Source organism: Mycolicibacterium arcueilense, from assembly GCF_058536225.1.
Window position 1 is genome coordinate 21,347 of the sequence record NZ_JBZTYL010000002.1, and the last position, 24,961, is coordinate 46,307.

General features: G+C 67.0%; 24 protein-coding genes. 14 read left to right on the forward strand and 10 right to left on the reverse strand.

Features of this window, described 5'->3' with window-relative positions; all coding sequences use genetic code 11:
- Window positions 1–104: 104 nt before the first annotated feature.
- Window positions 105–704, forward strand: a complete 600-nt coding sequence (gene lysE, locus AC4LGL_RS00160) for an L-lysine exporter (RefSeq protein WP_491837068.1) — start codon at window positions 105–107, stop codon at window positions 702–704.
- A gap of 85 nt (window positions 705–789) precedes the next feature.
- On the forward strand, window positions 790–1,710 hold the full coding sequence (locus tag AC4LGL_RS00165) for an alpha/beta fold hydrolase (protein WP_491837143.1): 921 nt from the start codon (window positions 790–792) through the stop codon (window positions 1,708–1,710).
- Here AC4LGL_RS00165 and AC4LGL_RS00170 read toward each other — a convergent pair.
- Window positions 1,703–2,131 carry a hypothetical protein gene (locus AC4LGL_RS00170; protein WP_491837069.1) on the reverse strand — a complete coding sequence of 143 codons (429 nt, stop codon included), beginning with the start codon at window positions 2,129–2,131 and terminating at the stop codon, window positions 1,703–1,705. The two genes, AC4LGL_RS00165 and AC4LGL_RS00170, sit on opposite strands and share 8 nt — an antisense overlap.
- A gap of 346 nt (window positions 2,132–2,477) precedes the next feature.
- Here AC4LGL_RS00170 and AC4LGL_RS00175 point away from each other — a divergent pair, with 346 nt between their 5' ends.
- The 4 genes from AC4LGL_RS00175 to AC4LGL_RS00190 all read left to right on the forward strand — a co-directional run bounded on the left by AC4LGL_RS00175 (window position 2,478) and on the right by AC4LGL_RS00190 (window position 7,695).
- Window positions 2,478–4,511, forward strand: coding sequence for a toprim domain-containing protein (locus AC4LGL_RS00175; RefSeq protein WP_491837070.1), 2,034 nt, complete (start codon window positions 2,478–2,480; stop codon window positions 4,509–4,511).
- 12 nt (window positions 4,512–4,523) lie between these two features.
- Entirely contained in the window at window positions 4,524–6,668 is a 2,145-nt protein-coding gene (locus AC4LGL_RS00180) for a DNA gyrase subunit A (protein ID WP_491837071.1), read from the forward strand.
- A 28-nt stretch (window positions 6,669–6,696) separates the two neighbouring features.
- Window positions 6,697–6,837: a hypothetical protein gene (locus AC4LGL_RS00185; protein WP_491837072.1), complete on the forward strand. Its 141-nt coding sequence runs from the start codon at window positions 6,697–6,699 to the stop codon at window positions 6,835–6,837.
- A gap of 93 nt (window positions 6,838–6,930) precedes the next feature.
- Window positions 6,931–7,695 (forward strand): DUF1906 domain-containing protein, encoded by a 765-nt coding sequence (locus AC4LGL_RS00190; RefSeq protein WP_491837073.1) that lies wholly within the window; start codon window positions 6,931–6,933, stop codon window positions 7,693–7,695.
- A gap of 9 nt (window positions 7,696–7,704) precedes the next feature.
- On the opposite strand, the gene AC4LGL_RS00195 is transcribed toward AC4LGL_RS00190, so the two are convergent.
- Together AC4LGL_RS00195 and AC4LGL_RS00200 are read right to left on the reverse strand one after the other, a co-directional pair.
- Window positions 7,705–9,174: an amidase gene (locus AC4LGL_RS00195; RefSeq protein ID WP_491837074.1), complete on the reverse strand. Its 1,470-nt coding sequence runs from the start codon at window positions 9,172–9,174 to the stop codon at window positions 7,705–7,707.
- Window positions 9,175–9,275: 101 nt separating this feature from the next.
- A complete protein-coding gene (locus AC4LGL_RS00200) occupies window positions 9,276–9,767 on the reverse strand; it encodes a GNAT family N-acetyltransferase (protein ID WP_491837075.1) in 492 nt (163 codons plus the stop codon).
- Window positions 9,768–9,864: 97 nt separating this feature from the next.
- On the opposite strand from AC4LGL_RS00200, the gene AC4LGL_RS00205 reads away from it, so the two are divergent.
- Complete coding sequence (locus AC4LGL_RS00205; protein WP_491837076.1) at window positions 9,865–10,113, forward strand: hypothetical protein; 249 nt, start codon at window positions 9,865–9,867, stop codon at window positions 10,111–10,113.
- Between the two features lie 18 nt (window positions 10,114–10,131).
- Here the strand turns inward: AC4LGL_RS00205 and AC4LGL_RS00210 are convergent, their stop codons facing one another.
- From AC4LGL_RS00210 to AC4LGL_RS00220, 3 genes are read right to left on the reverse strand one after another with little or no spacing between them, the layout of a single operon-like run.
- A complete protein-coding gene (locus AC4LGL_RS00210) occupies window positions 10,132–10,986 on the reverse strand; it encodes an SDR family NAD(P)-dependent oxidoreductase (protein WP_491837077.1) in 855 nt (284 codons plus the stop codon).
- A 25-nt stretch (window positions 10,987–11,011) separates the two neighbouring features.
- Window positions 11,012–11,197, reverse strand: a complete 186-nt coding sequence (locus tag AC4LGL_RS00215) for a ferredoxin (protein WP_491837078.1) — start codon at window positions 11,195–11,197, stop codon at window positions 11,012–11,014.
- On the reverse strand, window positions 11,194–12,534 hold the full coding sequence (locus AC4LGL_RS00220) for a cytochrome P450 (protein WP_491837079.1): 1,341 nt from the start codon (window positions 12,532–12,534) through the stop codon (window positions 11,194–11,196). The genes AC4LGL_RS00215 and AC4LGL_RS00220 overlap by 4 nt, the downstream gene beginning before the upstream one ends.
- Before the next feature lie 156 nt (window positions 12,535–12,690).
- Between AC4LGL_RS00220 and AC4LGL_RS00225 the strand changes: the two genes are divergently transcribed.
- The 6 genes from AC4LGL_RS00225 (at window position 12,691) to AC4LGL_RS00250 (ending at window position 19,979) form a co-directional block, all read left to right on the forward strand.
- A complete protein-coding gene (locus AC4LGL_RS00225; RefSeq protein ID WP_491837080.1) occupies window positions 12,691–13,305 on the forward strand; it encodes a TetR/AcrR family transcriptional regulator in 615 nt (204 codons plus the stop codon).
- Window positions 13,306–13,380: 75 nt separating this feature from the next.
- Window positions 13,381–14,262: a crotonase/enoyl-CoA hydratase family protein gene (locus tag AC4LGL_RS00230; RefSeq protein WP_491837081.1), complete on the forward strand. Its 882-nt coding sequence runs from the start codon at window positions 13,381–13,383 to the stop codon at window positions 14,260–14,262.
- Window positions 14,263–14,373: 111 nt separating this feature from the next.
- Entirely contained in the window at window positions 14,374–14,700 is a 327-nt protein-coding gene (locus tag AC4LGL_RS00235; RefSeq protein ID WP_491837082.1) for an MmcQ/YjbR family DNA-binding protein, read from the forward strand.
- 101 nt (window positions 14,701–14,801) lie between these two features.
- The gene (locus AC4LGL_RS00240; RefSeq protein ID WP_491837083.1) at window positions 14,802–16,718 is read left to right on the forward strand and encodes a flavin-containing monooxygenase; all 1,917 of its coding nucleotides are present in this window, start codon (window positions 14,802–14,804) and stop codon (window positions 16,716–16,718) included.
- A 2-nt stretch (window positions 16,719–16,720) separates the two neighbouring features.
- Window positions 16,721–17,746: an alcohol dehydrogenase catalytic domain-containing protein gene (locus AC4LGL_RS00245; RefSeq protein ID WP_491837144.1), complete on the forward strand. Its 1,026-nt coding sequence runs from the start codon at window positions 16,721–16,723 to the stop codon at window positions 17,744–17,746.
- A gap of 190 nt (window positions 17,747–17,936) precedes the next feature.
- Complete coding sequence (locus tag AC4LGL_RS00250; RefSeq protein ID WP_491837084.1) at window positions 17,937–19,979, forward strand: MFS transporter; 2,043 nt, start codon at window positions 17,937–17,939, stop codon at window positions 19,977–19,979.
- Here the strand turns inward: AC4LGL_RS00250 and AC4LGL_RS00255 are convergent.
- Window positions 19,940–20,401, reverse strand: coding sequence for a MarR family winged helix-turn-helix transcriptional regulator (locus tag AC4LGL_RS00255; protein WP_491837085.1), 462 nt, complete (start codon window positions 20,399–20,401; stop codon window positions 19,940–19,942). The two genes, AC4LGL_RS00250 and AC4LGL_RS00255, sit on opposite strands and share 40 nt — an antisense overlap.
- A gap of 113 nt (window positions 20,402–20,514) precedes the next feature.
- Between AC4LGL_RS00255 and AC4LGL_RS00260 the strand changes: the two genes are divergently transcribed.
- On the forward strand, window positions 20,515–20,937 hold the full coding sequence (locus AC4LGL_RS00260; RefSeq protein WP_491837086.1) for an organic hydroperoxide resistance protein: 423 nt from the start codon (window positions 20,515–20,517) through the stop codon (window positions 20,935–20,937).
- Between the two features lie 17 nt (window positions 20,938–20,954).
- On the opposite strand, the gene AC4LGL_RS00265 is transcribed toward AC4LGL_RS00260, so the two are convergent.
- The 3 genes from AC4LGL_RS00265 to AC4LGL_RS00275 are packed head-to-tail and all read right to left on the reverse strand — an operon-like array spanning window position 20,955 to window position 24,951.
- On the reverse strand, window positions 20,955–22,298 hold the full coding sequence (locus AC4LGL_RS00265) for an APC family permease (protein ID WP_491837087.1): 1,344 nt from the start codon (window positions 22,296–22,298) through the stop codon (window positions 20,955–20,957).
- Between the two features lie 11 nt (window positions 22,299–22,309).
- The gene (locus AC4LGL_RS00270; RefSeq protein ID WP_491837088.1) at window positions 22,310–23,947 is read right to left on the reverse strand and encodes an amidohydrolase; all 1,638 of its coding nucleotides are present in this window, start codon (window positions 23,945–23,947) and stop codon (window positions 22,310–22,312) included.
- On the reverse strand, window positions 23,944–24,951 hold the full coding sequence (locus AC4LGL_RS00275; protein WP_491837145.1) for an agmatine deiminase family protein: 1,008 nt from the start codon (window positions 24,949–24,951) through the stop codon (window positions 23,944–23,946). Before AC4LGL_RS00275 ends, AC4LGL_RS00270 begins: the two co-directional genes overlap by 4 nt.
- Between the last annotated feature and the right edge of the window lie 10 nt (window positions 24,952–24,961).

Consider the following 24,961-nt stretch of genomic DNA (forward strand, 5'->3'; position numbering starts at 1 on the left):
GGGCACTCGACCCGCCCGATCACTAGCCTCGACATAAGCACGGCTAATTCATCTGAAGAATCATTAGCTGTACTTGATCGCCGCACGTCCATAGCCTCGAACACATGGCGTCACCTGTGCTCATCGGATTCCTCACCACCATGGCGTTGATCGCCGCGATCGGCGCGCAGAACGCCTTTGTGTTGCGTCAGGGCATCCGTGGGGAGCACATCGTCGCCGTCATCGCGTTGTGCACGGTCTCCGACCTGATCCTGATCGCCGCCGGCATCGCCGGCGTCGGCGCGCTGATCACCGCGCACCCCGACGCCATGGCGGTGGCGAAGTTCGGCGGGGCGGCCTTCCTGATCGGCTACGGCGTCCTGGCCGCGCGGCGAGCCTTCCGGCCCTCGACCCTCAACCCGTCCGAGCGCACGCCGGCGCGCCTGGCCGAGGTGTTGGTCACCTGTCTGGCGTTGACCTGGCTTAATCCCCACGTCTACCTGGACACCGTGGTACTGCTCGGCTCGCTGGCCAACGAACACCACGAGCAGCGGTGGCTGTTCGGCGCCGGGGCGGTGGCCGCGAGTGCGGTGTGGTTCACCGGGCTGGGCCTGGGTGCCCGCCGGCTGGCCGGGTTGTTCGCCACCCCGATGACCTGGCGCATCCTCGACGGGCTGATCGCGGTGATGATGATCGCGCTCGGCGCGAGCCTCGCGCTGTCCTGAGCCTCGGAGGAGGCTCTGCCCGACATACGCCGGGGCGGGTCTCGATCGATTTCCGGCGATGAGACAGAATCAGCAGGTGAACCGCATGTTCCGGCGTGGCGTGCCCGCGGAGGCCCCGCATCCCTTTGCGAATGCCCCGGCGTGGTTCACCTCAGCCCTGGAACAGACCCCCGAACACTCGACCATCGATGTCGACGGCTGCGCCATCCATGTGCGGAGCTGGGGTGATCCGGACAATCCGCCGCTGGTGTTCGTCCATGGCGGCGGCGCCCACTCCGGCTGGTGGGATCACGTCGCCCCGTTCTTCGCCCGCACCCATCGTGTCGTCGCGCCCGACCTGAGTGGGCACGGCGAGAGCGACACCCGCAAGGAATATGCCCTGTCGATCTGGGCCCGAGAAGTGCTCGCCGCCTCGGACGCCTCCGGGTCCACAGCCCGGCCCACCATCGTGGGGCACAGCATGGGCGGCTGGGTGGGCGCCTCGGCCGCCACCCGCTACGGCGCACAGATCGACAGCATCCTGGTCATCGACTCCCCGCTGCGTGATCGCGCCCCGGAGGAGGTCCGGTTGCGCAACCGGCGTCGCGACACCGCCGGATACGCGACCGAGGACGAGATCCTGGCCCGATTCCGGGCGGTGCCGAAGCAGGACGTGACGCTGCCCTATATCGGTCACCACATCGCCGTGCAGTCCGTGCGCAAGACCGACAACGGGTGGGTGTGGAAGTTCGACCCGGACATCTTCGGTGGCCATCTCATGGACGAGACAGCCACCGATCAGGAACTCCTGGAGCACACCTTTGCCCGAATCCCTTGCCGGGTCGGGTATTTGCGATGCGAGAACGGTGTGGTCCCACCGCCGATGGCGGCCCAGATCCGGTCGATGCTGCAACTGCGCGGCCCGTTCGTCGAACTCGCCGAGGCCGGCCACCACCCGATGCTGGACCAGCCCCTACCGCTGGTGGCGACGATCCGGACGCTGCTGGAGTTCTGGTCCATCACCTAGCGGCCAGCGGCCCGGCGAACGACTTCTTCAGCGCGCTCGGGGCGACGGCCGGCAACAGGGCGGCCAGCAGTTTGCGCTTGAGCCCAGTGGGAGTGCGGACGAGTTCGATGTCGACGCGCGTGCCGGTCTCCTGCGGCGTGAGTTGGAATATCCAGCCGCCGCCCGGGCCGAAGACCTTCGAGTCATGGGTAGTCACGGTGACGCGCCGGCGTTTGGCGTCCCAGTCGTAGCGGGCGCGCTCCCACGCCGACGCTGTGCCTTCGGTCACTTCTGCCCAGGTGTCCCCCAACGCATGCACGTGAAAATGCTCCTCGTCGATCGTCGGCCACCGATCTGGCCGGGACGGCCCGAAGTCGGTCAGCACGTCCATGAGGGCGACGTGGTCGAGCGTTGAGGACATCTGGAACCGAACGACGGGCATTGCTTTGCTCCTTCGGGATTGAACTGGGACATACCGACATTCACCTGGTAGCCGCGCGGGGCCGGCAGCCGAGGCGAACGCCACCCGATCCATCTGACCCGAGGAAGCTGATCTAGTCCAACGATGGTTTTTGATGGGAGCCATCTCAGTTGGAGATGACCTTGTCAGCGCGCGGATCGGCCCGGCACAATCCCCGAGGCATCTGATCTTGATTCGATACCCATTCTTTCGGCCGTGGCTGTCGGAGGCTGTCTGCCTTCCAAGAGAGAATGCTTACGCCGCCCGCCGAAAGTGGGCGGCTGGAACCGATCGCTCCGGCATCGGCCCTGGTGGGAAAGGACCAGCAGTGAGTTACAACGCCGCAGACATCACCGAGCTCGACGATGTCCAGCACACCCGCCTGCGGCCGGCGGTCAACCTTGGGCTCGACGTGCTCAACACGGCGCTGCGCGAGCTGGTGGACAACGCGATCGAAGAGGTCGCCGATCCCAGCCACGGCGGGTCCACGGTCACCATCACCCTGCACGCCGACGGCTCGGTCAGCGTCGCCGACGACGGTCGCGGCCTTCCGGTCGACTCCGACCCCACCACCGGGAAGAACGGCATCGTCAAGACCCTGGGCACCGCGCGGGCCGGCGGCAAGTTCTCCGCGCACACCGACGCCACCAGCACCGGTGCCGGCCTGAACGGAATCGGCGCCGCGGCAGCGGTGTTCATCTCAGCCCGTACCGATGTGACCGTGCGCCGGGCCGGCAAGACCTACCTGCAGAGTTTCGGCGGCGGCTACCCCGGCACCTTCGACGGCAAGGACTTCGACCCCGACGCCGAGTTCACCCGCTCGGACACCCAGAAACTGCGTGGCACCGGCAACCGCAAGCCCGACGCGCACGGCACCACGGTGCGCATCCTGTTCGACGCGACGGTGGTGCCGGACTCGACCGTGGACATCGGCGAGGTCCTGCTGCGGGCGCATGCCGCGGCGCGAATGTCACCCGGGGTGCACCTGGTCGTCATCGACGAGGGCTGGCCCGGTGAGGAAGTCCCGCCCGCCCTGCTCGAACAGTTCAGCGGCCCGTGGGGCACCGACACCCTGCTGGACCTGATGTGCACCACCTCAGGCAATCCCCTGCCCGGCGTGCGTGCCGCCGTGGAAGGCCGCGGCGAGTACACCACCGGCCGCGGCCCCACCCCGTTCCGCTGGTCGTTGACCGCGGGCCCGGCCGAGCCGGCCACCGTCGCCGCGTTCTGCAACACCGTGCGCACCCCCAACGGCGGATCCCACCTCACCGCCGCGATGAAGGGACTCTCCGAGGCTCTGGCCGACCGGGCGTCCCGCATCCGCGACCTGGGTCTGGCCAAGGGCGAGGACGGCCCGGAACCACAGGACTTCGTCGCCGTCACCGCCCTGGCCGTGGACACCCGCGCACCGGATGTGGCCTGGGACTCGCAGGCCAAGACGGCGGTGTCGTCGCGGTCACTGAACGTGGCGATGGCCCCGGATGTCGCACGCAGCGTCACCATCTGGGCGGCCAACCCCGCCAACAACGACGCGGTGTCGCTGTGGACCAAGCTGGCGCTGGAGTCCGCCCGCGCGCGGCGCAGCGCCGAAGGTGCGAAGGCCCGCTCCCGCGCGGCGTCGAAAGCCAAAGGGCTGGGGACGAACCTGTCGTTGCCGCCGAAGCTGCTGCCCAGCCGGGAGACCGGCCGCGGTTCGGGCGCCGAATTGTTCCTGTGCGAGGGCGATTCCGCGCTGGGCACCATCAAGGCGGCGCGCGACGCCACCTTCCAGGCGGCCTTCCCCCTGAAAGGCAAGCCGCCCAACGTCTATGGGTTTGCACTGAGCAAGGCGCGGGCCAAGGACGAATTCGACTCGATCGAACGCATCCTGGGCTGCGGCGTGCGCGATCACTGCGATCCGGAGCTGTGCCGCTACGACCGGATCCTGTTCGCCTCCGACGCCGACCCCGACGGCGGCAACATCAACTCCAGCCTGATCTCGATGTTCCTCGACTTCTACCGGCCCCTCGTCGAGGCCGGGATGGTCTACGTGACACTGCCGCCGCTGTTCGTGGTCAAGGACAGCCAGGACCGGATCTACTGCCAGGACGAGTCCGAACGCGACGCGGCCGTGGCGCAATTGAAGGCCACCTCCAAGCGCAAGGTGGAAGTGCAGCGCAACAAGGGTCTCGGCGAGATGGATGCCGACGATTTCTGGAACACCGTGCTGGATCCGCAGCGGCGCACCGTGATTCGAGTGAATCTCGACGACGGCGAAGCCAAGCTGCACCACACCCTGTTCGGCGGGCCGCCGGAAGGCCGGCGCACGTGGATGGCCGAGATCGCCGCCCGTGTCGACACCGCAGCGCTCGACTTGACCTAGGAAGAAGTACTTGTGACCGCCACCCTGGATGTTCCTGAGCAGAATCCTGACCTGGTGCTCGATCAGAGCGCCGATGACTACTGGAATCACTACCAGCTGACGTTCGCGCTCTACAGCGTCAGCGACCGCGCCATCCCTTCTGCGTTCGACGGGCTCAAGCCGGGCCAACGCCGCCTGCTCTACCAGATGCACGACTCGAAACTGCTGCCCGGCAACAAACCGCAGAAGTCCTCGAAGATCTGCTCCGCGGTCACCGGTAACCTGCACCCACACGGCGGCGCCTCGATGTACGGAGCCGCGGCACTGATGGCCGCTGAGTTCCAGCGCGTGAAAGTCATTGACGGACAAGGCGCGTTCCCCCGCATCCAGGGCGACATTCCCGCCGCGGACCGCTACACCGAGATGCGGCTGTCGGCTCCCGGCGCCGCGCTGACCGCGGAGCTCGACGATCACGCCGTACCGATGGTGCAGACGTTCGACGGCGAGTGGACCGAGCCCACGATGCTGCCGGCCCAGTGGCCGGTGCTGCTCTGCAACGGCGCGGTCGGCATCGCCGAAGGGTGGGCCACCAAGGTACCCGCGCACAATCCGCGTGAGGTGATGGCCGCCTGCCGGGCTCTGCTAGCCCGGCCGAACACGACCGATGACACGTTGATGAAACTCATCCCCGGTCCCGACTGGGGCTGCGGGTCCACCGTGGTCGGCTCCAACGGCCTGCGCGAGTACATCACCACCGGCCGCGGCATGTTCACCGTCCGCGGCACCCTGACCGTCGACGGCAAGAACGTCATCGTCACCGAGCTACCTCCCGGCGTCGCCAGTAACACTGTGCAGGACAGGATCCGGGCCCTGGTCGAGTCCGGCGAGTTGTCCGGCGTGGCCGATATGTCGGACCTGACCGACCGTCGCAACGGGCTGCGCATCGTCGTCACCGCCAAGCGTGGCCACAGCGCCGAGACCATCCGCGAGCAACTGCTGGCGCTGACGCCCCTGGAGTCGACGTTCGCCGCCAGCCTGGTCGCCCTCGATGAGGACCGGGTGCCACGCTGGTGGTCAGTGCGGGAACTGATCTCCGCATTCCTGCATCTGCGTGACTCGGTGGTGCTGCACCGCAGCGAGTACCGGCTGGAGAAGGTCACCGCGCGCCGCCACCTGGTGGCGGGCCTGATGAAGATCCACCTCGACATCGACGCCGCGGTGGCCGTGATCCGTGGTTCTGACACCGTCGACGACGCCCGACAGGGACTGCAACAACGCTTCGAGATCGACGAAGAGCAGGCCAATTACGTTCTGGCCCTGCAGCTTCGACGGTTGACCAAGCTCGATGTGATCGAGTTGCAGGCCGAAGCCGACAAGCTCGACGCCGAGTTCGCCGAACTGACCGAACTGGTCTCCAACCCCGATGCCCGCCGCAAGGTGATCGACAAGGAGCTGGTGGAGACCGCAAAACTGTTCAAGGGACCCGAATTCGACCGCCGCACCGTACTGGACTTCGAAGCCACCCCGACCGCGTCGGGCGCCGACGAGGACGGCCCCCGGGAGCGGAAGGTCAACACCTCCTGGCGCCTCGACGACCGCGGCGTGTTCTCCGACAGCCACGGTGACCTGCTCACCTCTGGTCTGGGATGGGCGGTGTGGACCGACGGCCGGGTCAAGTTCACCAACGGGAACGGCCTGCCGTTCAAGATCCGCGATATCCCGGTGGCGCCGGACATCACCGGGCTGCTGCGTTCCGGGGTGATGCCGGCCGGCTATCACCTGGCGCTGGTGACGCGGCGCGGCAAGATCCTGCGCATCGACCCCGCCGCGGTGAACCCGCAGGGCGTGGCCGGCAACGGCGTGGCCGGAGTGAAGCTCGTCGCCGATGACTCCGGCGACGAGGTGATCGCCGCGCTGCCGATCAGCTGCGAGAACGGCGAGGCCATCCTCTCGACATCCGAAAAGAGCTGGAAGGTCACCGAAGTCGCCGACATTCCGGTCAAGGGCCGCGGCGGCGCCGGCGTCGGTTTCCACCCGTTCGTCAAGGGCGAAGACGCCCTGCTGTCGGCGGCGATCTCCCCGACCGGATTCGTGCGCGGACGACGGGCCGTGCGGGCCGAGAACCGCGCGAAGGCCTCGGTCAAGGGTGCCGGGACGGACGTGACACCGGCGCCGTAGCCTGGCGACAACAGCATGAGGGGGCTCCATGGTCAGCGCGGAACCACACATCTACATCACCGTGCCGTCGGTACGGATCTGGATCAAGAACAACCGCTGGGCAGCCGCCGCGGTGGCATTCGTCGCTGCCGCAGTGCTGCTCGCGGCGGTGGTCTTGTTGTTGTCGTGATGGCCGCACCGGTGGGATAACGGTGCGGCATCAAACTGAAAACGACCCGCGAGCCCACAAGGGTCACAACAGTCACTTTGTTAACATCACGCCGTGCAGGTTTCCAGGCGCGACGCCTTGCGCTACGCCGCTGCGGCCTCAGCGCTGGCCGGTCTCGGCGTGGCGTCGGCAGGGATGCCCGTCGCATCGGCCGCCGCCCCGACGCTGATCGACTTCGCCATGCGTCAGATCCCGGCGCAGCACATCAAAGCTGCCGGCCACTCCGGGGTGATCAACTACGTCTCGACGTCGCGTCCGGGCTCATCGATGGGCGCGAAACCGATCACCCTGCCCTACGCCAAGCAGCTGACCGCCGCCGGACTGGTGATCGTCAGCAACTACCAGTACGGCAAGCCGGGCGGGACCGCACCGTCGGACTTCACGCGCGGGTACGCCGGCGGCGTCGCCGATGCCCGCACCGCCTGGCAACTGCACACCGCGGCAGGTGGCGGCCAGAGTGCACCGGTCTTCTTCAGCGTCGACGACGATATCGACCGCAACACCTGGAACAACGTCGCACTGCAGTGGTTCCGCGGAATCAACTCGGTGCTCGGCGTGCAGCGCACCGGCATCTACGGGGGAATCAGACCGTGCCAGTGGGCAATTGGTGATGGTGTCGTCGGCAGGTCGAGCACCCCGGGCCGCGCGTGGGCGTGGCAGACCCGGTCCTGGTCCGGCGGGCGGGTCCACCCTGCCGCGGTTCTCTACCAACGCGTGGTGAGTACCGCGTCGAATCCGGGACCGGTAGTCGGCGGGCTCGAAGTCGACGTCAACGACGCCCTGGCCCAAGATGTCGGCCAGTGGAACCTCCATCCATAGGGCCACAACTCAGATCGGCGCGAGGCGACCGGCCCACGGCATTGCCTGCTCCAGCTGAGCCGCCAGCTTGAGCAGCAGCGCTTCCCCGGCGAGCGGTGCGACGAACTGGACACCGAGTGGCATACCGTCCGCGGTCCAGTGCAGCGGCAGCGAGATCGCCGGCCGGCCCGTGATGTTCGCCAGTTGCGTGTAGGGCACCCAACCGAGGTTCTTGTCCACCATGTCGTCGACGATCTTGGTGTAGCGCAACAGGCTTGCGGTACGCGTCTTGATCAGTGCGTCGGCCGCATGCTGCAGCACGACCGGCAGATCGAACTCGCCAATCCGCGGCGGCAGGGTTGCCAAGGCGGGCGTCAACAGCAGGTCGTACGACTCGAAGAACGTGGTCAACCGCCGCGTGTGTTCTTGGCGCCGCTGCACCGCATCCAGATAGTCGACGCTGCTCGTGGCGCGGCCGATCGCCGCCATGATGAGCGTGTCCCGTTCGAAAGACTCGTCACCCGCGCCGGTCAGCCGCTTCGCCTCGGCGAGTTCCCATGCGCTGTAGACGAACCAGGTCAACAGGAAGTCGCGGGCCAGCACGGCGTCGTCGAACGGTGCTTGGGGAAGTTCCTCGACATGGTGTCCGAGTTCGGTGAGCGCGGCGGCAGTTGCCTCGACGGCCGCGAACGCCTCGCGGTGTGGCGCCGGGTTGATCGCCGTCGGCACTCGCAGCCCGATACGCAGCTTCCCGGGGTCCACCCCCACGCAGGACGCGAACGACTCGGCCGGCAGACCCGGCACGTACGGCCCCCAGGGCTCGCCGCCGCTGAGGACATCGAGCATCGCCGCAGTGTCACGCACCGTCCGTGAGACGACGCCCTGAACGGCCGCGCCGTGCATGGATTCTCCGACCAGCGGACCCGACGGGGTGAGCCCGCGGCCCGGTTTCAGCCCGACGAGACCACAGCTGGCCGCCGGGATGCGGATCGATCCGCCGCCATCGTTGGCGCCGGCGCAGGGCACGATGCCCGCGGCGACGGCCGCCGCAGACCCTCCCGAACTGCCACCCGGCGACCTGTCCAGATTCCAGGGATTGCGGGCCGGCCCCCATGCCTCCGGCTCGGTGATTCCCTTGGCGCCGAACTCAGGGGTGTTGGTCTTCCCGAAGATGACCAGGCCCGCGTCGATCCAGCGCTGCACGACCGTGGCGTGCTCGGCGGCATTCAGCGACATGAGCGCACGCGAGCCGGCCGAGGTGGGCAGGCCCGCATAGTCCTGCGCAAGATCCTTGATCAGAAAGGGCACCCCGGCGAAAGGCCCGGTCAGATCATCCGTCGGCGCCGCTGGAACGTCGCGCACGATCGCGTTGATCTTCGGGTTGACCGCCGCCGCACGCTGCTGGGCTACCTCGAGCAGCTCAGCTGCCGAAACCTGCTTGTCAGCAACCAATTTCGCCAAAGACGTGGCGTCGTGCGCCCGGTAGTCGTCAAAGTCCACCCCATGAACCTAGACCGCGCCGGCGTTGCGCAGTGAACTACCGCCGGATCCCGAGCTGCGTCGGGTCCGCGACACCGGCGGTCGGGTCACCCCGAAATGCCCTACAAAGGGCCGAGGTTGAGCTTGTACCCGACGTGCGTCGCGACAAAGCCCAGACGTTCATAGAAGCGATGGGCGTCAACACGACGCTCGTCGCTGGTCAACTGGATGAGTGCACAACCACGCCGCTGCGCTTCGGCGATCGCCCAGCCCAGCATCGCAGCCCCGAGGCCCATCCCTCGATGATCCTCGCGGACCCTGACCGCCTCGATCTGCGCGCGTGTCGCCCCGCGCCGGGCGAGGCCCGGAAGAAAACTCAGCTGGAACGTGCCCACGACCGCTCCGTTGCGATCGGCAGTCACGAGCAGTTCGCTCGGGTCGGCATCGATGGCGTCGAACGCACCCAGATACGGACCGATGTCCTGGTCCGGGAGATCGCCACGAGTGTGCGCGACCGGGTCGGCGGTGATCAGCGCGACCAGTTCGGCGACGTCGGCACGGCGGGCCCGTCGCAAGGTTATGACCACGCCGGGTTTCAACGCGATGGTCGCCAACGCATCCACCTCGCCAGTATGGCAACGATCGCCGATGACGTTCCCGACACCTGAGACGGACCGTTTGGCCGCAGCTCAAAATGGCTACCGACAAAGCATGTCTGAACCCAACACCGGCAACCGCATCGACGACGTCGCCCCCGGTGACATCATCACGCTCGGTGGCGGTGAACCGGCCGGCAAGGTGGTCCACAAGGAACCGACCGAATCGGGCTTCCTGGTCACCTTCGAGGTGGACGACGGCGAGATGTTCCAGCGGGAGGTGGCCGCCGGCACACCGGTCACGCGGTCGCTGGAGTCCAAGTGGGAGTCGACTCAGAGCCCGACCGCGCACCCGCAGCCCTGAAACCGGCGGCGTCGAGACTCAGCGCACCAGGGTGGCGCCGCCGTCGAGTCGGATCTGCTGCCCGGTCATGAACCGCGATTCATCGGCCAGTAGATACAGCGCCGCATAGCCGGTCTCCCAGGCACTGGCCCGGCCCATCTTCAGCTTCACCACTTCGGCGTAGGCCTCGTCAACCTCATCGGGCTCGAACCCGAACAGCGACTGGGAATCGGTGTTGCCCAGCGTCGAGTCGATCGGGCCGAGCATCAGCGTGTTGGCGCGGATGCCCGCGGCGGCGAACTGTGCGGCGGTCAGTTCCGTGATGTAGTTCAACCCGCACTTGCCCAGGGCGTAGGGCATGATCCCGATGTTGAGTCCGACTTCGTTCTTGATGCTGGCGATGGACGAGATGTTGATGATGCTGCCGGTGGAACCGCCCTCGTTCTTCTCCATGCATTGTGCGGCAAAGAGATTGCAGTAGTAGCAGCCCAGCATGTTCACGTTGATGCCATGGTTGAAGTCGTCGGCGCTCATCGAGTTGTTCACCCGATCGAAGGGCGGGTTGATAGCCACGCTGTACACCATTCCGTCCACGCGGCCGCTGTTCTGCATCGCGGTGTCGAAGATGCGCTGACAGTCATCCTTTTCGGCGACGTCCGCCTGGACCGCGTACGCGTTGCCCTTCTCCACGGTGATCATGTCCACCGTCTCCTGTGCGGCAGCGAGATTGCGGTCGACGACCACCACCTCGGCGCCGTGGCGCGCCGCCACGATGGCGGTGGCGCGGCCGTTGCCGATCTTGGGTCCGGGCATCTGCCCGCCGCCCACGACGACCACCACCTTGCCGGTCAGGTCGAAAACGGTGCGGTCGGGACGCTCGAAATCTGTTGACATGATTACTCTTTCCTTGACTAATGAGCTAGATACGGATGGCCCGCTCCGGGCAGCCGTCGACCGCTTCGGCGACGGCGCCTTCGAGCTCGGGAGGGATGTCGGTGGCGATGGCCTCGGCGTAGCCGCCGTCGGTCACCGTGAACACCTGCGGACACAGGGCCGCGCACACACCGTGTCCACGGCACAGATCGTCATCGACGACGACTTTCATCGGGACACCTTTGTCGTGTCCGCGGCCGGGGTCAGGTTGAGGTGCAGGTCGGTGAGACCACGCAGGATGTAGGTCGGCACATAGTCGTAACGTCGCGCGTCGGCGGCCCCGTGCCGCGCCTCGTCGATCTCGATCGCACCGGTGCTCGCCAGCAGCCGCTGGATCACCACTTTCGCCTCGGCCCGGGCCAGGGGTGCGCCGACGCAGCTGTGGACACCGCGGCCGAACGCAATGTGCCGGCGGGCGTTGTGCCGGTCGAGGTCGAAGACGTCAGGGTTGTCGAACTGGCGCGGATCCCGGTTGGCCGCACCGTAATGCACCATCACCACAGTCCCCGGGGGGATCTCGACACCGCCGACGGTCGTGGTGGCGCGGGCCAACCGGAAATCCCCGCGGATCGGGCTCTCGAAGCGCAGCGCCTCTTCGACGAAGTTCGGGACCTGGTCGGGGGTACGGCGCAGCTGCTCTTGGAGTTCGGGATTCTCGGCCAGGATCTTCAATGCCGAGGACAGCAGTCGGACCGTGGTCTCCTGACCGGCCGAGAAGAGATTGGCTGCCACCCGCACCACATCCATGACGTCCGGGGTCGACCCATCCGGGAACGTCGCGTGCGCCATCTCGGTCATGACGTCACCGCGAGGTTCGCGGCGCCGCTCCGAGATGTAGTCGGCGAAACGGTGGTAGAGGAATTCCAGCGGCGCGTGCGTCATGACCGTGTCATCCGTACTGCCCAGCGAGTTGTCCCCGGTCAGCCGTTCGGTGAGTTCGGGACGGTCCGCCTCGGGGACACCGAGGAGATCTGCAATGACCAACAGCGCGAAGGGATTCGCGACGGCACCGAGGAACTCACCCCCACCACCGGCGACATACGGCTGCAGCACCTGATCGGCCAGGCGCCACATGAACGCCTCGTTCTCCTTCAGGCGTTTGGGGGTGATCAGGCGGCTCAGCAGCGAGCGGTGCGCCGTGTGCGTCGGCGGGTCGAACGACGGAAGTTGGTCACTGAACGGCAATTCGGCACGGTGGGCCTCGATCAGCGCACGGACTTCCGCCTCGTCGAGCCCCTCCAGCGGTACCGGGAACCCGGGGGTCGGGCCGGTGACGGTGTTGCATGACGAGAACGAGTCGTGGTCGCTGACCACCGCCAATGCTTCGTCGTACCCGGTCACGATCACCACGTTCTGCGACGGCTCGCGAAGCACGGGACTGGCAGTCCGCATGCGCTCAAGGATCGGGTAGGGATCCGCGACCAACGCGGCATCGTGGAAGAAATCGACGCCCTGGAGCGGGGACGTATCGGTGGACGAAGTCTGCTGCGGTGCGGTGTTCAACGGCATGGTGTTCTCCTCGACTGGGCTGAGGCAAGCTGACCAACTTGGCGCAGAAATACTGACCAAACGTACAGCTGGTTCCTGACCAATCGTACAGGCATATACTGTACGAATGGTCAGTCAGGGCGATTTTGTTAGGAAAGCTACATTTAGGCCGGCCCGGTGAGCGGTTCCGCGGCGGGCGCCGCCGGTACGACCCGGCAGAAGTTGATCGAGGCCGCTATCGAGCTGTTCCGGCGGCACAGCGTCGCCGGAACCTCGCTGCAGATGATCTCCGATGAGCTCGGTCTGACGAAATCGGCGATCTACCACCATTTCCGCACTCGCGATGAGCTGCTCACCGCCATCATGGAGCCCGTCGTCAGCGAGCTTGCCGCCCTCGTGGCGACCGCCGAATCGCAGCGTGGGAGTCGCGCCCAAGCCGAATCGATGCTCACCGGCTACATTTCCCTCGCCGTATCGCACCGCGACCTGTTTCCCATCCTCACCGGCGATCCCGGCGTCACCGAACTGCTCCGAGGGCAACCGCACTGGCGTGCGATCGTGAAGCGACAGGCCGATCTGCTCGCCGGTGCGGAACCTGGCGTGGGCGGCCAGGTCCGCGCCGCGATCGTGATGGCAGGCATCTCGGCGGCGGTCGGGGTGGAATTCGCCGGCCTCGACGACAGCGAGCTCTACGACCAACTGGTCACAGCGTGCCGACGCACGCTCGACCTGCGACCGCCACGGCACGCACCAGCGCACGCCGACGCAGCGGGAGCGCGCGTCCACGGGTGACGGCCGTTGCCTCCGTTGCCGCGAGAATCCCGCCTTGGGCAAGCTGAGTACCAACTCACCCGAGAAGGAGCACCTGTGGAGTACAAAACGATCCGGCACGAGCTCGACGACGGAATCCTGACCGTCGTCCTCGATCGCCCGGACAACCTCAATGCCTTCACCGTCGAGATGGCCGACGAGTTGGAGCGCACCTTTGTGACCGTCAACGACAATGACGCCGTGCGTGCCGTCATCGTGACGGGCGAGGGCCGGGCATTCTGCGCCGGCATGGACCTGTCGAGCCAGGGCAATGTGTTCGGCCTCGACGAGTCGAAGTCACCAAGCCTGGCCGATATGGCCGACCTCGACGATCCCGAACTGCGCCGGGTCCGGGACACCGGCGGTCGGGTCACCCTGGCGATCTACGCCTGCCGCAAGCCTGTCATCGCTGCGATCAACGGGGCCGCGGTGGGGATCGGCGCAACGATGACGCTGGCCATGGATGCCCGGCTCATGTCGACGAAGGCCCGCTTCGGGCTGGTCTTCGGAAAACTCGGGATCACACCGGAAGCGTGTTCCACCTGGTTCCTACCCCGAATCGTCGGCATGCCAGCGGCTTTGGACCTGGTCTACCGCTCTGACATCCTCACCGCAGAGGCTGCCCGCGAGATCGGGCTGGCCCAGGACGTCCACGAGCCGGACGCGTTGATCGCCGAGGCACGGGCGATGGCGGACGCGTGGACCCGCGACCGCTCACCGGTCTCGGTCGCGCTCATGCGGCAGATGCTGTACCGCAACGCCGCCGAGCCGCACCCCGTCGACGCGCACCGGGTCGACTCACTGGCCATGTTCTACACGAGCATCGGCGACGGTCACGACGGCGTGCGGGCCTTCCTCGACAAGCGCACCCCGGAGTTCACCGGACGGGCCTCCCAGATGCCGGCGTTCTATGAGGAGTGGATCGGCGGCCAGGCGTAGCAGCACTGTGGGTTTCAAAACGCCGACCAGCCACGGAGCGCGGTTGCGCGATGGGGCATCTCGGTAGGCTGCCTGAGCGCAAACCCCCTGCTCGATCGGAGGCCGATACCCGTGCTCGACGCTGACGATGTGCGCAGCATCGCGCTCTCCTTCCCGGAGACCGCCGAGAAGGAGCGCTGGGGCCATCCGACCTTCGACGTCGCGGGCAAGATGTTCATTACGGTGCCCGACGACGAAACCTCATTTGCCGTGCGCTGCCCCCGATTTGACCGCGAGGAATTGATCGCGGCCGAACCGCAGAAGTTCTGGGTGCCCCAACACGAGGCCGCGTCAGCCTGGGTACGGGTCCGGTTGGCTGCACTCGAGGATTCGCAGGAACTCCGCGACATTTTGCTCGACTCATGGCGACAAGCCGCGCCCAGCCGGCTGACCGAGTAGCTACGCGCAGCCGTCGGTGCCTGCACCCGCCGGTCGTCCGACGGGTGCGCGCCCCAACCACCCCTTGTCACATAACGCTACGGGCAGTAGCGTAACGCCGCGTGACCCGGAGTTTCCATGTCGGCCAGCCGTTCACCACCCCCGATGCCGACATCGCGGCGGCGTTAGAGCAGGTCAGCGTGCCGACGCTGCTGCTCTCGCTCGTGCACATCACCGGCGACCCGCGGTACATCCGCGAGTTCAAACAGGCCGGCCTGTTCCTCAACGAGGTCCAGGGCTTCATGAGCGAGGAAGACAAGGCCCGGGCCCGTGAGGTGGCGCTGCCGGTGATCGCCGACTACCGCGACCGTGACTGTCCCGTGCCCGACCCACTGCCCGCCGAACTGGTGCGGGAGATGCTGGACTGGGCGGCGTGTGAACCGGTCGACGAGGACAACCTGCCGCTGATGCTCGAGGAGCTCGACCTCGAAGGGGTCGACCCACGGCGACCCACACCACTGCAGGACACACAAGACTTCAGCGTCGTCGTGATCGGCTGCGGCGAGTCCGGGGTGCTGGCCGGGGTGCGCCTCAAGCAGGCCGGCATCGATTTCACCATGGTGGAGAAGAACGCCGGCCCGGGCGGAACCTGGTGGGAGAACAGCTATCCCGGTGCCCGGGTGGACGTGGCCAACCACTTCTACTGCTACAGCTTCGAACCCAGCAACCACTGGGATCACTTCTTCGCCGAACAGCACGAGCTGCGCCAGTACTTCCGCGACGTGGTGGACCGCCACGACCTCGAGCCGAACATCCGATGGAACACCGAGGTGGTGTCCGCCGCGTGGGACGACGGGATGTGGAACGTCACGGTGCGGTCGGCCGCCGGCACCGAAACCGTGCGGGCCAATGCCGTCGTCACCGCCGTCGGCCAGCTCAACCGGCCGCAGATCCCCGACTTCCCCGGCGCGGAAACCTTTGCGGGACCGGCCTTTCACTCAGCGGCGTGGGACCACGACGTCGACGTCACCGGCAAGCGGGTCGCACTGATCGGAGCTGGTGCCAGCGGCTTCCAGATCGCCCCGGCCATCGCCGACAAGGTCGCCCACCTCACGGTCTTTCAACGCACCGCGCAGTGGATGTTCCCCAACCCGATGTACCACGAGCCCGTCGCCGACGGCGTCCGCTGGGCCATGGAACACCTGCCGTACTACGGCCGCTGGTACCGCTTCCTGCTGTTGTGGCCCGGAGCCGACAAGGGCCTGGACGCGGCCCGGGTGGACCCCGACTACGACGATCAGGGCAACGCGGTCAGCGAGATCAACGCGATCGCCCGCATCATGTTCACCGACTGGATCACCACCCAGGTCGGCGACGACGCCGACCTGTTGGCCAAGGTGCTGCCCGACTATCCGGCCACCGGTAAGCGCACACTGCAGGACAACGGCAGCTGGCTGGGCGCGCTCAAACGCGACAACGTGGACCTGATCCGCACCCCGATCGAACGCATCACCCCGACCGGGATCGTCACGGCCGACGGCGAGACGTACGACGCCGACATCATCGTGTACGCCACCGGTTTTCGTGCCACCGACGTGCTGTTCCCGATGACCATCACCGGTCGCGACGGCATCGACCTGCACGACGCCTGGGGGCAGCGTCCCTACGCCTACCGCGGCATCACGGTGCCGGGCTTCCCCAACTTCTTCATGACCTACGGCCCCGGGACGCACCTGGCCCACGGCGGCAGCCTGATTCTCAACTCCGAACTTCAGATGCGCTACATCAACCAGTGCCTGGAACATCTGATCACCGAGGGCCTGCAGACGATGGAGCCGCTGCCCGAACCGACCAAGGAATGGCACCGACGCTCGCAGGAAGCGATCCGCCAAACCGTGTGGGCACAGCCCTCGGTCAAACACTCCTATTTCAAGAACGCCGACGGTGAGATCCACACCGTCAGCCCGTGGCGACTGAGCGAATACCGTTCCGCCATCAACGAACCCGTCTGGTCAGACTTCACAGTGCAGGAGGCGTGAGTATGCGCGCAGTCGTCGTCGACAGTTCCGGAAAGGTCAGCGTCGACACCCGCCCGGACCCGGTCCTGCCCGGACCCGACGGGGCCGTCGTCAAGGTCGAGGCCGCCTCGATCTGCGGATCCGACCTGCACTTTCTGGAGGGCCACTACCCAATCGTCGATCCGGTGTCGGTCGGGCATGAGGCCGTCGGCACGATCGTCGAAATCGGTCCGGAGGTCACCGGATTCGCCGTCGGCGACCGGGTGCTGGTGTCCTCGGTCGCGGGCTGCGGGCATTGCAGTGGCTGCGCGACCCACGACCCGATCCGGTGTGTGCAGGGTCCCCAGATCTTCGGCACCGGATTCCTCGGGGGTGCTCAGGCCGAACTGCTCGCGGTACCGGCCGCGAACTTTCAACTGCTCAAGATGCCGGAGGGCATCAGCACCGAGCAGGCTCTGCTGCTCACCGACAACCTGGCCACCGGCTGGGCAGCGGCCAAACGCGCCGACATCCCGGTCGGCGGCTCCGTCGCGGTGATCGGCCTGGGCGCGGTCGGCATGTGCGCCCTGCGCAGCGCCATCACCCTCGGTGCGGCAAAGGTTTTCGCCGTCGACCCGGTGGAGGCCCGGCGCGAACGCGCGGAAGCCTCGGGAGCCATCACCTTCGCCCCGCCGTCTGCGCAGGCGATCCGCGAAGCCACCGGCGGCCTCGGCGTGGACTCCGTCATCGACGCGGTGGGGATGGACGCCTCGATCAACGACGCCATCGATGCCGCCCGGGCCGGCGGCACGGTGTCCGTCGTCGGCGTGCACGACCTGCAGCCCTACCCGATGCCCGCCCTGGGCTGCCTGCTGCGCAGCCTGACGATCCGCTTCACCACCGCGCCGGTACAGCAGACCTGGCCGGAGCTGATCCCACTGCTGCAGGCCGGCCGGCTCGACGTCGACGGGATCTTCACCACCACGATGTCACTGGACGACGCCGCCGACGGTTACGCGAAGGCGTTCTCCCGCTCGGGCGAGGACTTGAAGGTGCAGCTCAAGCCGTAGCCGGGTCGGGCGCGACGGGCAAATCTTCGTGAGCCCTGTCCACATTGCGGGACAGATCGTCGAGGACGGAATAAAGCGCGCGGGGCGGACAGTTCCACGGACACGTGCGCCAATCGAACTCGTTAGTTGACTGTCCGAACACGGCGCCGCAGCGCCAGGCACTGCCCACAGCCCGCACCGGGCGGCGCTGATGCGCCAGGGTCCACTCGCCGGCCGGTACCCCGCGGTGGCCGCCATGGTCACCCTGGCGTTGATCCCCTACCTGGCATTGTCTGCCGCGGTCGATCCGCTGGTACCGATCATCTCCGAGCAGTTGAACCTGTCGGCGCAGACCATGAGTCTCGGCTTCGGCCTGGGTAATGCCGCCTATGCGGTGGGCACGGTCCTGGCGGTGCAGTTCGCCCAGCACCTGCCCCAGCGCAGGATGCTGTTGGTCTACGCAGTCGTCCTGGTCCTGGGGTCGGTGATCGCCGCGTCGGCGGTCAACGGAGCGATGTTCATCGGCGGTCACATCCTGCAAGGCCTGGCCACCAGCATGCTGCTGATCGCCGCGGCGCCGCCGCTGACCATCGGCTTCCCCCGGGACAAGCTGCGGCACACCGCCGTGATCATGAACATGTGCGTGTTCGGGGCCGTCGCGCTCGGCCCGTTCATCGGCGGTGCGCAGGCCGAGGCCCTCGCATGGCGGCCCCTGTTCTGGATCATCGCCGCGATCGCCGTCGGAGCCCTCATCATGGCGGCCCTGACCTTCGAGGACGCCCCACCAGCCGACCTCGACGCACCACGTGACCTGCGGGCCATCGGATTGGCGTCGGTCGGCTGCGCCGCCGCTTTCATCGGTGCCGCACAACTGACCAGCCATGAATTCACCGACCCGGTGGCGATCGTGCCGATGCTCGGCGGCCTGGTCCTGATCGTGGCGCTCATCGTGTATCAGTTCCGGTCCCGCCGGCCATTGCTGACCGTGCGCACCATGCTGACCAGTGCGATTCCCGTCGCCGGCGTCGGTGTCGCGCTGTTCGCGGCGGCCGCGTCGGTGGCGGCGACCGCGCTGACAGCCCAGGTCTTCATGGAGACCTACAGCCCGGTACAGGTGGGGCTGCTGTACCTGCCGGAACTCGGCGGCGCGATTGTGATGGCGTTCGTGTTCGGCTCGGTCATCTCCAAGCGGTCGATGCACTACCTTCCGCTCGTCGGCATGGGCCTGCTCGCCGCCGGAATCGTGCTGTTTCGGCTCGCTATTCCGGCCAACCAGCCGCTGGCCCTGCTCGCCTCGGCGCTGACCGGGCTGGCGCTGGGCGCCACGGTGGCCCCGGCACTGTTCGTCGCCGGATTCTCGCTGCAGTCCAACAGCCTTCAACGCGTGTTCGCGATCATCGAGTTGTTGCGGGCCGTGGCCGCCTTCATGGTGGCGCCGATCTTCGCCCATTTCGCGGCCAGAGCGGCCGGCGGTCTCACCGCGGGCGCCGGCGACGCCCTGTGGATCGGATTCGGACTGGCCGTCGGTGGCGCCGTCTTCGGAGTGGCTGTCTATGTACTCAGTGGTGCCCGGCCCCAGAAGCCCGACCTCGACCAGTTCCTCGACGGTGAATCGCCGGCCTGGTACTCGCCGCCCCTGCTGGCGCGGCTCCGTCCCGGCCTGCCCGCACCGATCCCCGAACCAACCCGTGACCGGCGGGTGACGGCATCCGAGGCGGGCGCGATGTCAGTCACCGCCACCGGACCGGTGCTATTCGCTTACGACGGATCACTACGCGCCGCCGGCGCCATCGAACGCGCCGCAGCCGAACTGCCCGTCGGTCGCGAAGCCCTGGTGGTCTGTGTTTGGCAACCGGTGGATGTCGGATTCACGCCGGTCGAGGCGACGCATTTCGACGCCGACCAGGCGACCGAGGTACGACGGGCCGCCGAGCAGACCGCTGCTCACGGCGCATCGCTGGCCACCAGGGTGGGTTTCTCCGCCCGCAGCGCGACCGTCGAAGCGGCGCCCATCTGGAAAGGCATCGTCGAGACGGCTCAGGAACACAACGCCAGCCTGATCGTGGTCGGCCCGCACCGGCGCAGCGGGCTGCTGGGCCACCTGGAAGGCAGCGTGGCCGGCGCCGTCGTCGCGCACTCCACCACTCCGGTCCTGGTCATCCCAGAGGACTGTCGACGTTCATCCCGCGCAGAGGGCGCGGCCCACTCGAACGTTCACGCCGTGGCCGCAGGATCAACGGCGGATCGCGAGTAGTTGCGCAGGTTGTCCCGCAGCGTGGACACGCCGCGTTGCATGGTCGTGAGTTCGTCCAGTGACAGCCCCGTCGCGGCCAGCAGGTCCATCTCCAGGGTCTGCGCGCGGAGCGCGCGGCCGGCGTCGGTGAGGCTGACGCGCACCTGACGCTCGTCGTCGGGATCGCGTTGCCGCGTCACGTATCCCAGCGCTTCGAGCCGCTTGAGGATCGGAGTCAGCGTGTTCGACTCCAGGAACAACTTCTCCCCGAGGCCGCCGACCGTCTGGTGATCCTGTTCCGAGAGCGCGACGAGCGCGATGTACTGCGTGTACGTGATGCCGTGTCGATCCAGGATCGGCTTGTAGGCCTTGCCGTACGCGAGGTTGGCCGAGTAGACGGCAAAGCAGAGGAAATCGGAGAGTTGCGGAGCCTCGGGCGCCATGTTCCAAATTATATCGGATCCGATTTAGTCGGACGGGATGAAATACATGGCCACCCCGCGTTCATCTCTAACGCCTCCAATTGGAGCCGACCATCCACCCGAAGGAGAACGCCGTGACCGCCAGCCAGACCGACAACGTGCTGTACACCGCCCAGACCCACACCACCGGCGGGCGTCAGGGCGAGGCCTACAGCTCCGACGGCAACCTCGACATCCAGCTCACCCCGCCCGGAGGCAACGGCTCCGGCACCAACCCCGAGCAGTTGTTCGCGGCCGGCTGGTCGGCCTGCTTCCTGAGCGCCATGGGCCTGACCGCGGGCAAGCACAACGTGAAGCTGCCCGCCGAGACCGCCGTGGACGCCGAGGTCGACCTGCTCAACACGGACGGGGCATTCTCACTGCGGGCACGGCTGAACGTCACCATCCCGGGTGTCGATCGGGAGACCGCCCAGGCCATCGCCGATGACGCACACCAGGTCTGCCCGTACTCGAAGGCCACCCGCGGCAACATCGACGTGACCATCAGCGTCGCCTGACCGATGGCAGGCCGGGGTTACTCCTTCAAGTCCAGTACCGGCGTCGGCCGCTGGAAGCCACGGGTAACCCCGGCCAACCACACGAATCCCACTGTCAGCCAAGACAACCCGATCACCAACGTCAGGCCCGACAAGCTGGTCCACAGCCACACGGTCAGCAGGAAGCCGATCAGCGGCAGCACGAGATTGCTGATCACCTTGGCACCGTCGCGCTCCTGCCGGTCCACGAAATAGTGCTTGATCACCGACAGGTTGACCACCGAAAACGCCACCAGTGCACCGAAACTGATCACCGAAGCCAGGGTGGTCAGGCTGATCACGGTGGCCAACAGCGACACGGCTGACACCGCCAGGATCGCGTACACCGGAGTGGCGAACCGCGGCGAGACGTGGCCGAAGAACGAGCGCGGCAGGATCCCGTCGCGCCCCATGGCATACAGGATCCGGGCCACCGAGGCCTGCGACGCGATCGCGGATCCGAGCGCACCGGCGACATACGCCGCGGTGAAGAACGTCTGAAGGAACTGGCCGCCCGCAGTCAGCATCAGGTCGAGCGATCCGGACTCGACATCGGCGAACTGGTTGGAGGGGAACACCAGCTGCCCGAGATAGGACAGCACGACGAAGATCACCCCCGCCACTACGGTGGCGATCATGATCGCCTGCGGAACGGACCGCTTGGGATCCTTGGCTTCCTCCGACAGCGTGGACACCGCGTCGAACCCCAGGAACGACAGGCACAGGATGGCCGCGCCGGCCAGCACCGGACTGAATCCGGTTGCGCCGCCGTCACCGTGGAAGGGGGCCATCAAGTCCACCGCGCCCAGGCTGAACACCTTGGAACAGGCCAACACCAAGAACGTCACGATGAAGATCGCCTGTATCGCGATGATGACGAGATTCGCCCGCGCCACCGACACGATGCCGACGATGTTGAGCACCGTCACCCCCGCGATGGACAGCACGACGAACACCCAACCGGGGATCGCCGGTACCGCGGCGTTGAGGTAGATGCCGATCACCAGGTAGTTGATCATCGGCAGGAACAGGTAATCCAGCAGCAGTGACCAGCCGGCGAGGAATCCGATCGGCGCGCCGAACGACTTCTGTGTGTACGTATAGGCCGACCCCGCAACCGGATAGGCGACCGCCATCCTGGCGTAGGACCGCGCGGTGAACACCATGGCGGCCAGGGTGACCAGGTATGCGACGGACAACCTGCCGCCGGTGGTCTGGGTGACGATGCCGTAGGTGGTGAACACCGTGAGCGGCACCATGTAGACCAGACCGAACAGCACCAACGACGGCAGCCCGAGCGCGCGGCGCAACCGCCCCTCGGTGGCCTCAGCCAAATCGGCCATGACAGTTCCTCTCATTTTGCGGCCGAATAGACCTGTGTGCCTTGGAGATAGGTGGCGCGCACTTGCACCTGTGACAGTTCCGACGGGGGGATATACCTGGGATCACGGTCCAGCCAGACGAGATCGGCACTCGCCCCGGGTGCGATGTGGCCCCAATCGTCTTCGGCAAAGGCCTGATAGGCCACGGCGCCGGTATAGGACGCCAGGGCAGGCTCGATCGGGAGCACCTCTTCGGGTGTCCACCCGCCGGCCGGCTCACCGTCGGAGGTGCACCGCGACACCGCCACCGCGATACCGTCCAACGGCGCGCCCGAGGAGACGGGCCAATCCGATCCGAACGCCAGTGCCGCACCGGAATTCTCCAGGGTGCGCATCCGGTACTGCCGATCCGCACGCTGGGCTCCCAGTCGCGGGATCGTGAGCACCGTCATCAGTGCGTCCATCTGCGCCCACAACGGCTGCATGTTCGGGATCACCCCGAGTTCGGCGAATCGCCCGAGGTCGGCGTCGTCCACGAGCTGAGCGTGCGCGATCACCGGGCGTCGGTCGCGCGGACCATTGTGCCGTGCAACGTATTCGATGGCGTCCAGCGCCTGGCGGACCGCGGCGTCGCCGATGGCATGGATATGGATCTGCAGACCCAGCTCGTCGACTTTCCTTGCCGCCTCCGCCAGAGCATCGCCTTCCCACAACTGCATGCCGTGCGAGTGCAGGCCCGAACAGTACGGTTCGAGCAGGGCGCCGGTCTCGTTTTCCACCACCCCGTCGGCGAAGAACTTCACGGTCTGCGCGGTCAGCAGCGGCGAACCCATTGCCACCACCCGGTCTCTGGCTGCGGCGTATTTCGTTACCTGCGTGTCGAAGTGACGCGGATCGGCATAGAACGCCAGGTTGAACCGGATCCGCAGGGCGCCGTCACGGGCCGCCGCGAGGTAGGCGTCGAGCTCGGCCGGTTCGACCCAGGCATCCTGAACCCACGTCACACCACGGGCCAGGTAATAGTCGGCAGCCGTGCCCAGTGCGGCGATCCGCACCGCCTCGTCACGGGGCGGCATGACCGCGGTGATCAGGTCCGTGGCGCCCCATTCCCGCAGCGTTCCCAGCGGGGTGCCGTCCTCGCGGCGCGGGATCTCTCCGAGGGCCGGCTCCGGGGTGTCCGCGGTGATGCCGGCCCGCTGCAGGGCGACAGAGTTGACCCACAGGGTGTGATAGTCCCAGGCACGCAATACCACTGGCCGGTCCGGGACCGCGACGTCGAGCCAGCGCGCGTCGAACAGTCCACCGGGAGCGAGACTGCCGTCATACGATGCCCCGACGATCCACTCCTGATCGGGGTTCGAATCTGCGAATTCCTTGACCGCCGCTACGATCTGGTCGATCGACTCACATGGCCGCACCGCTGGGCCTGCCGATTCCAGGCCACCGAACAGCGGGTGGGCGTGACCGTCACCGAACGACGGCATCAGGAATCCACCCTCGAGGTCCACCGTCCGGTCCGCCGTGGCCGCCAGTGCGTCGGCGCCGACTGCTCGCACCACCCCGTCGGCAACAAGCAGGGCATCGGTGGTGAGGCCGGGTGTCCAGATCACGCCGCCGTGGAACAGGGTTGCCGTTGCATCGAGTGCGGGCGGCACATTGCGGGCGGTCATGCGACGGCCTCCCTCCGGAGCGGAGATGGTTGTTGTTGGGTGATGCAATGGATTCCGCCGCCACGCTCGAAGAGTGGGCGGGCGTCGACGGCCACCACCTCGCGGCCGGGATACTGCTCGGCCAGGATCGCCCGCGCCTCCGCGTCATGCGGATCATCGAATGCGCAGGCAATCACGCCGCCGTTGACGACCAGGTGGTTGATGTAGCTGTAGTCGACGTAGCCGTCGGCATCGGTGAGAGTGGCCGGCGCGGGCATCTCGACGATGTCGAACCTGCCTTCGACGGCCGACCGGATTCCTTTGCACACCTGGGTGTCCGGATGTGATTCGTCGCGCTGGGTATGCAGGAGCAGACGACCCGGAGCGGTGAGGGCCGCGACGATGTCGACGTGACCGCGCGTGCCGTAGCGCTGGCTGTCGCGGGTCAGTCCGTACGGCAGCCACACCACGTCGGTGGCGCCGATCGTGCGCGCCAGTTCGGTCTCCACCCGAGCCTTGGTGGCGCCGGGATTACGGTGCGGGTCGAGTTGCACGGTCTCGGTGACCAGCACCGTGCCGTGCCCGTCGGTCTGGATGCCGCCGCCCTCGTTGACGAGCGCGGACGGCACGACGGTGACGCCTGCGAGTTCGCCCACCATCGCCCCGATCTTGGCGTCACGGTCCCAATGTGCCCAGTCCTGGGCGCCCCAACCGTTGAATGTCCAGTCGACGGCGGCCACCGACCCGTCGTCGGCGTGCACGAACGTGGGCCCGATATCCCGCATCCAGGCATCGTTCAACGGCGCCTCGATGAGCTCGATGTCTTGAGACACATAGCGTTTCGCGACCGCGAGTTCGGCGGGGTCGACGAGCATCGTGACCGGTTCGAACTGCCCGACGGCATGAGCCACGGCGGCCCAGGTGGACCGGGCCTCATGGCGCGCCTGCTCGGTGTCGCCGAGCGAATAGCCCTCCGAGGGAAAGGCCATCCACACCCGATCCTGCGGTGCGCCCTCGGCGGGCATCAGATACGAG

Excerpts from the sequence above, each read along its gene's own strand:
- lysE (WP_491837068.1), top strand. The coding sequence starts at position 105 with ATGGCGTCACCTGTGCTCATCGGATTCCTCACCACCATGGCGTTGATC.
- AC4LGL_RS00165 (WP_491837143.1), top strand. The coding sequence starts at position 790 with ATGTTCCGGCGTGGCGTGCCCGCGGAGGCCCCGCATCCCTTTGCGAAT.
- AC4LGL_RS00170 (WP_491837069.1), bottom strand. The coding sequence starts at position 2,131 with ATGCCCGTCGTTCGGTTCCAGATGTCCTCAACGCTCGACCACGTCGCC.
- AC4LGL_RS00185 (WP_491837072.1), top strand. The coding sequence starts at position 6,697 with ATGGTCAGCGCGGAACCACACATCTACATCACCGTGCCGTCGGTACGG.
- AC4LGL_RS00205 (WP_491837076.1), top strand. The coding sequence starts at position 9,865 with ATGTCTGAACCCAACACCGGCAACCGCATCGACGACGTCGCCCCCGGT.
- AC4LGL_RS00210 (WP_491837077.1), bottom strand. The coding sequence starts at position 10,986 with ATGTCAACAGATTTCGAGCGTCCCGACCGCACCGTTTTCGACCTGACC.
- AC4LGL_RS00215 (WP_491837078.1), bottom strand. The coding sequence starts at position 11,197 with ATGAAAGTCGTCGTCGATGACGATCTGTGCCGTGGACACGGTGTGTGC.
- AC4LGL_RS00220 (WP_491837079.1), bottom strand. The coding sequence starts at position 12,534 with ATGCCGTTGAACACCGCACCGCAGCAGACTTCGTCCACCGATACGTCC.
- AC4LGL_RS00245 (WP_491837144.1), top strand. The coding sequence starts at position 16,721 with ATGCGCGCAGTCGTCGTCGACAGTTCCGGAAAGGTCAGCGTCGACACC.
- AC4LGL_RS00250 (WP_491837084.1), top strand. The coding sequence starts at position 17,937 with ATGCGCCAGGGTCCACTCGCCGGCCGGTACCCCGCGGTGGCCGCCATG.
- AC4LGL_RS00255 (WP_491837085.1), bottom strand. The coding sequence starts at position 20,401 with ATGGCGCCCGAGGCTCCGCAACTCTCCGATTTCCTCTGCTTTGCCGTC.
- AC4LGL_RS00265 (WP_491837087.1), bottom strand. The coding sequence starts at position 22,298 with ATGGCCGATTTGGCTGAGGCCACCGAGGGGCGGTTGCGCCGCGCGCTC.
- AC4LGL_RS00270 (WP_491837088.1), bottom strand. The coding sequence starts at position 23,947 with ATGACCGCCCGCAATGTGCCGCCCGCACTCGATGCAACGGCAACCCTG.
- AC4LGL_RS00275 (WP_491837145.1), bottom strand. The coding sequence starts at position 24,951 with ATGCCCGCCGAGGGCGCACCGCAGGATCGGGTGTGGATGGCCTTTCCC.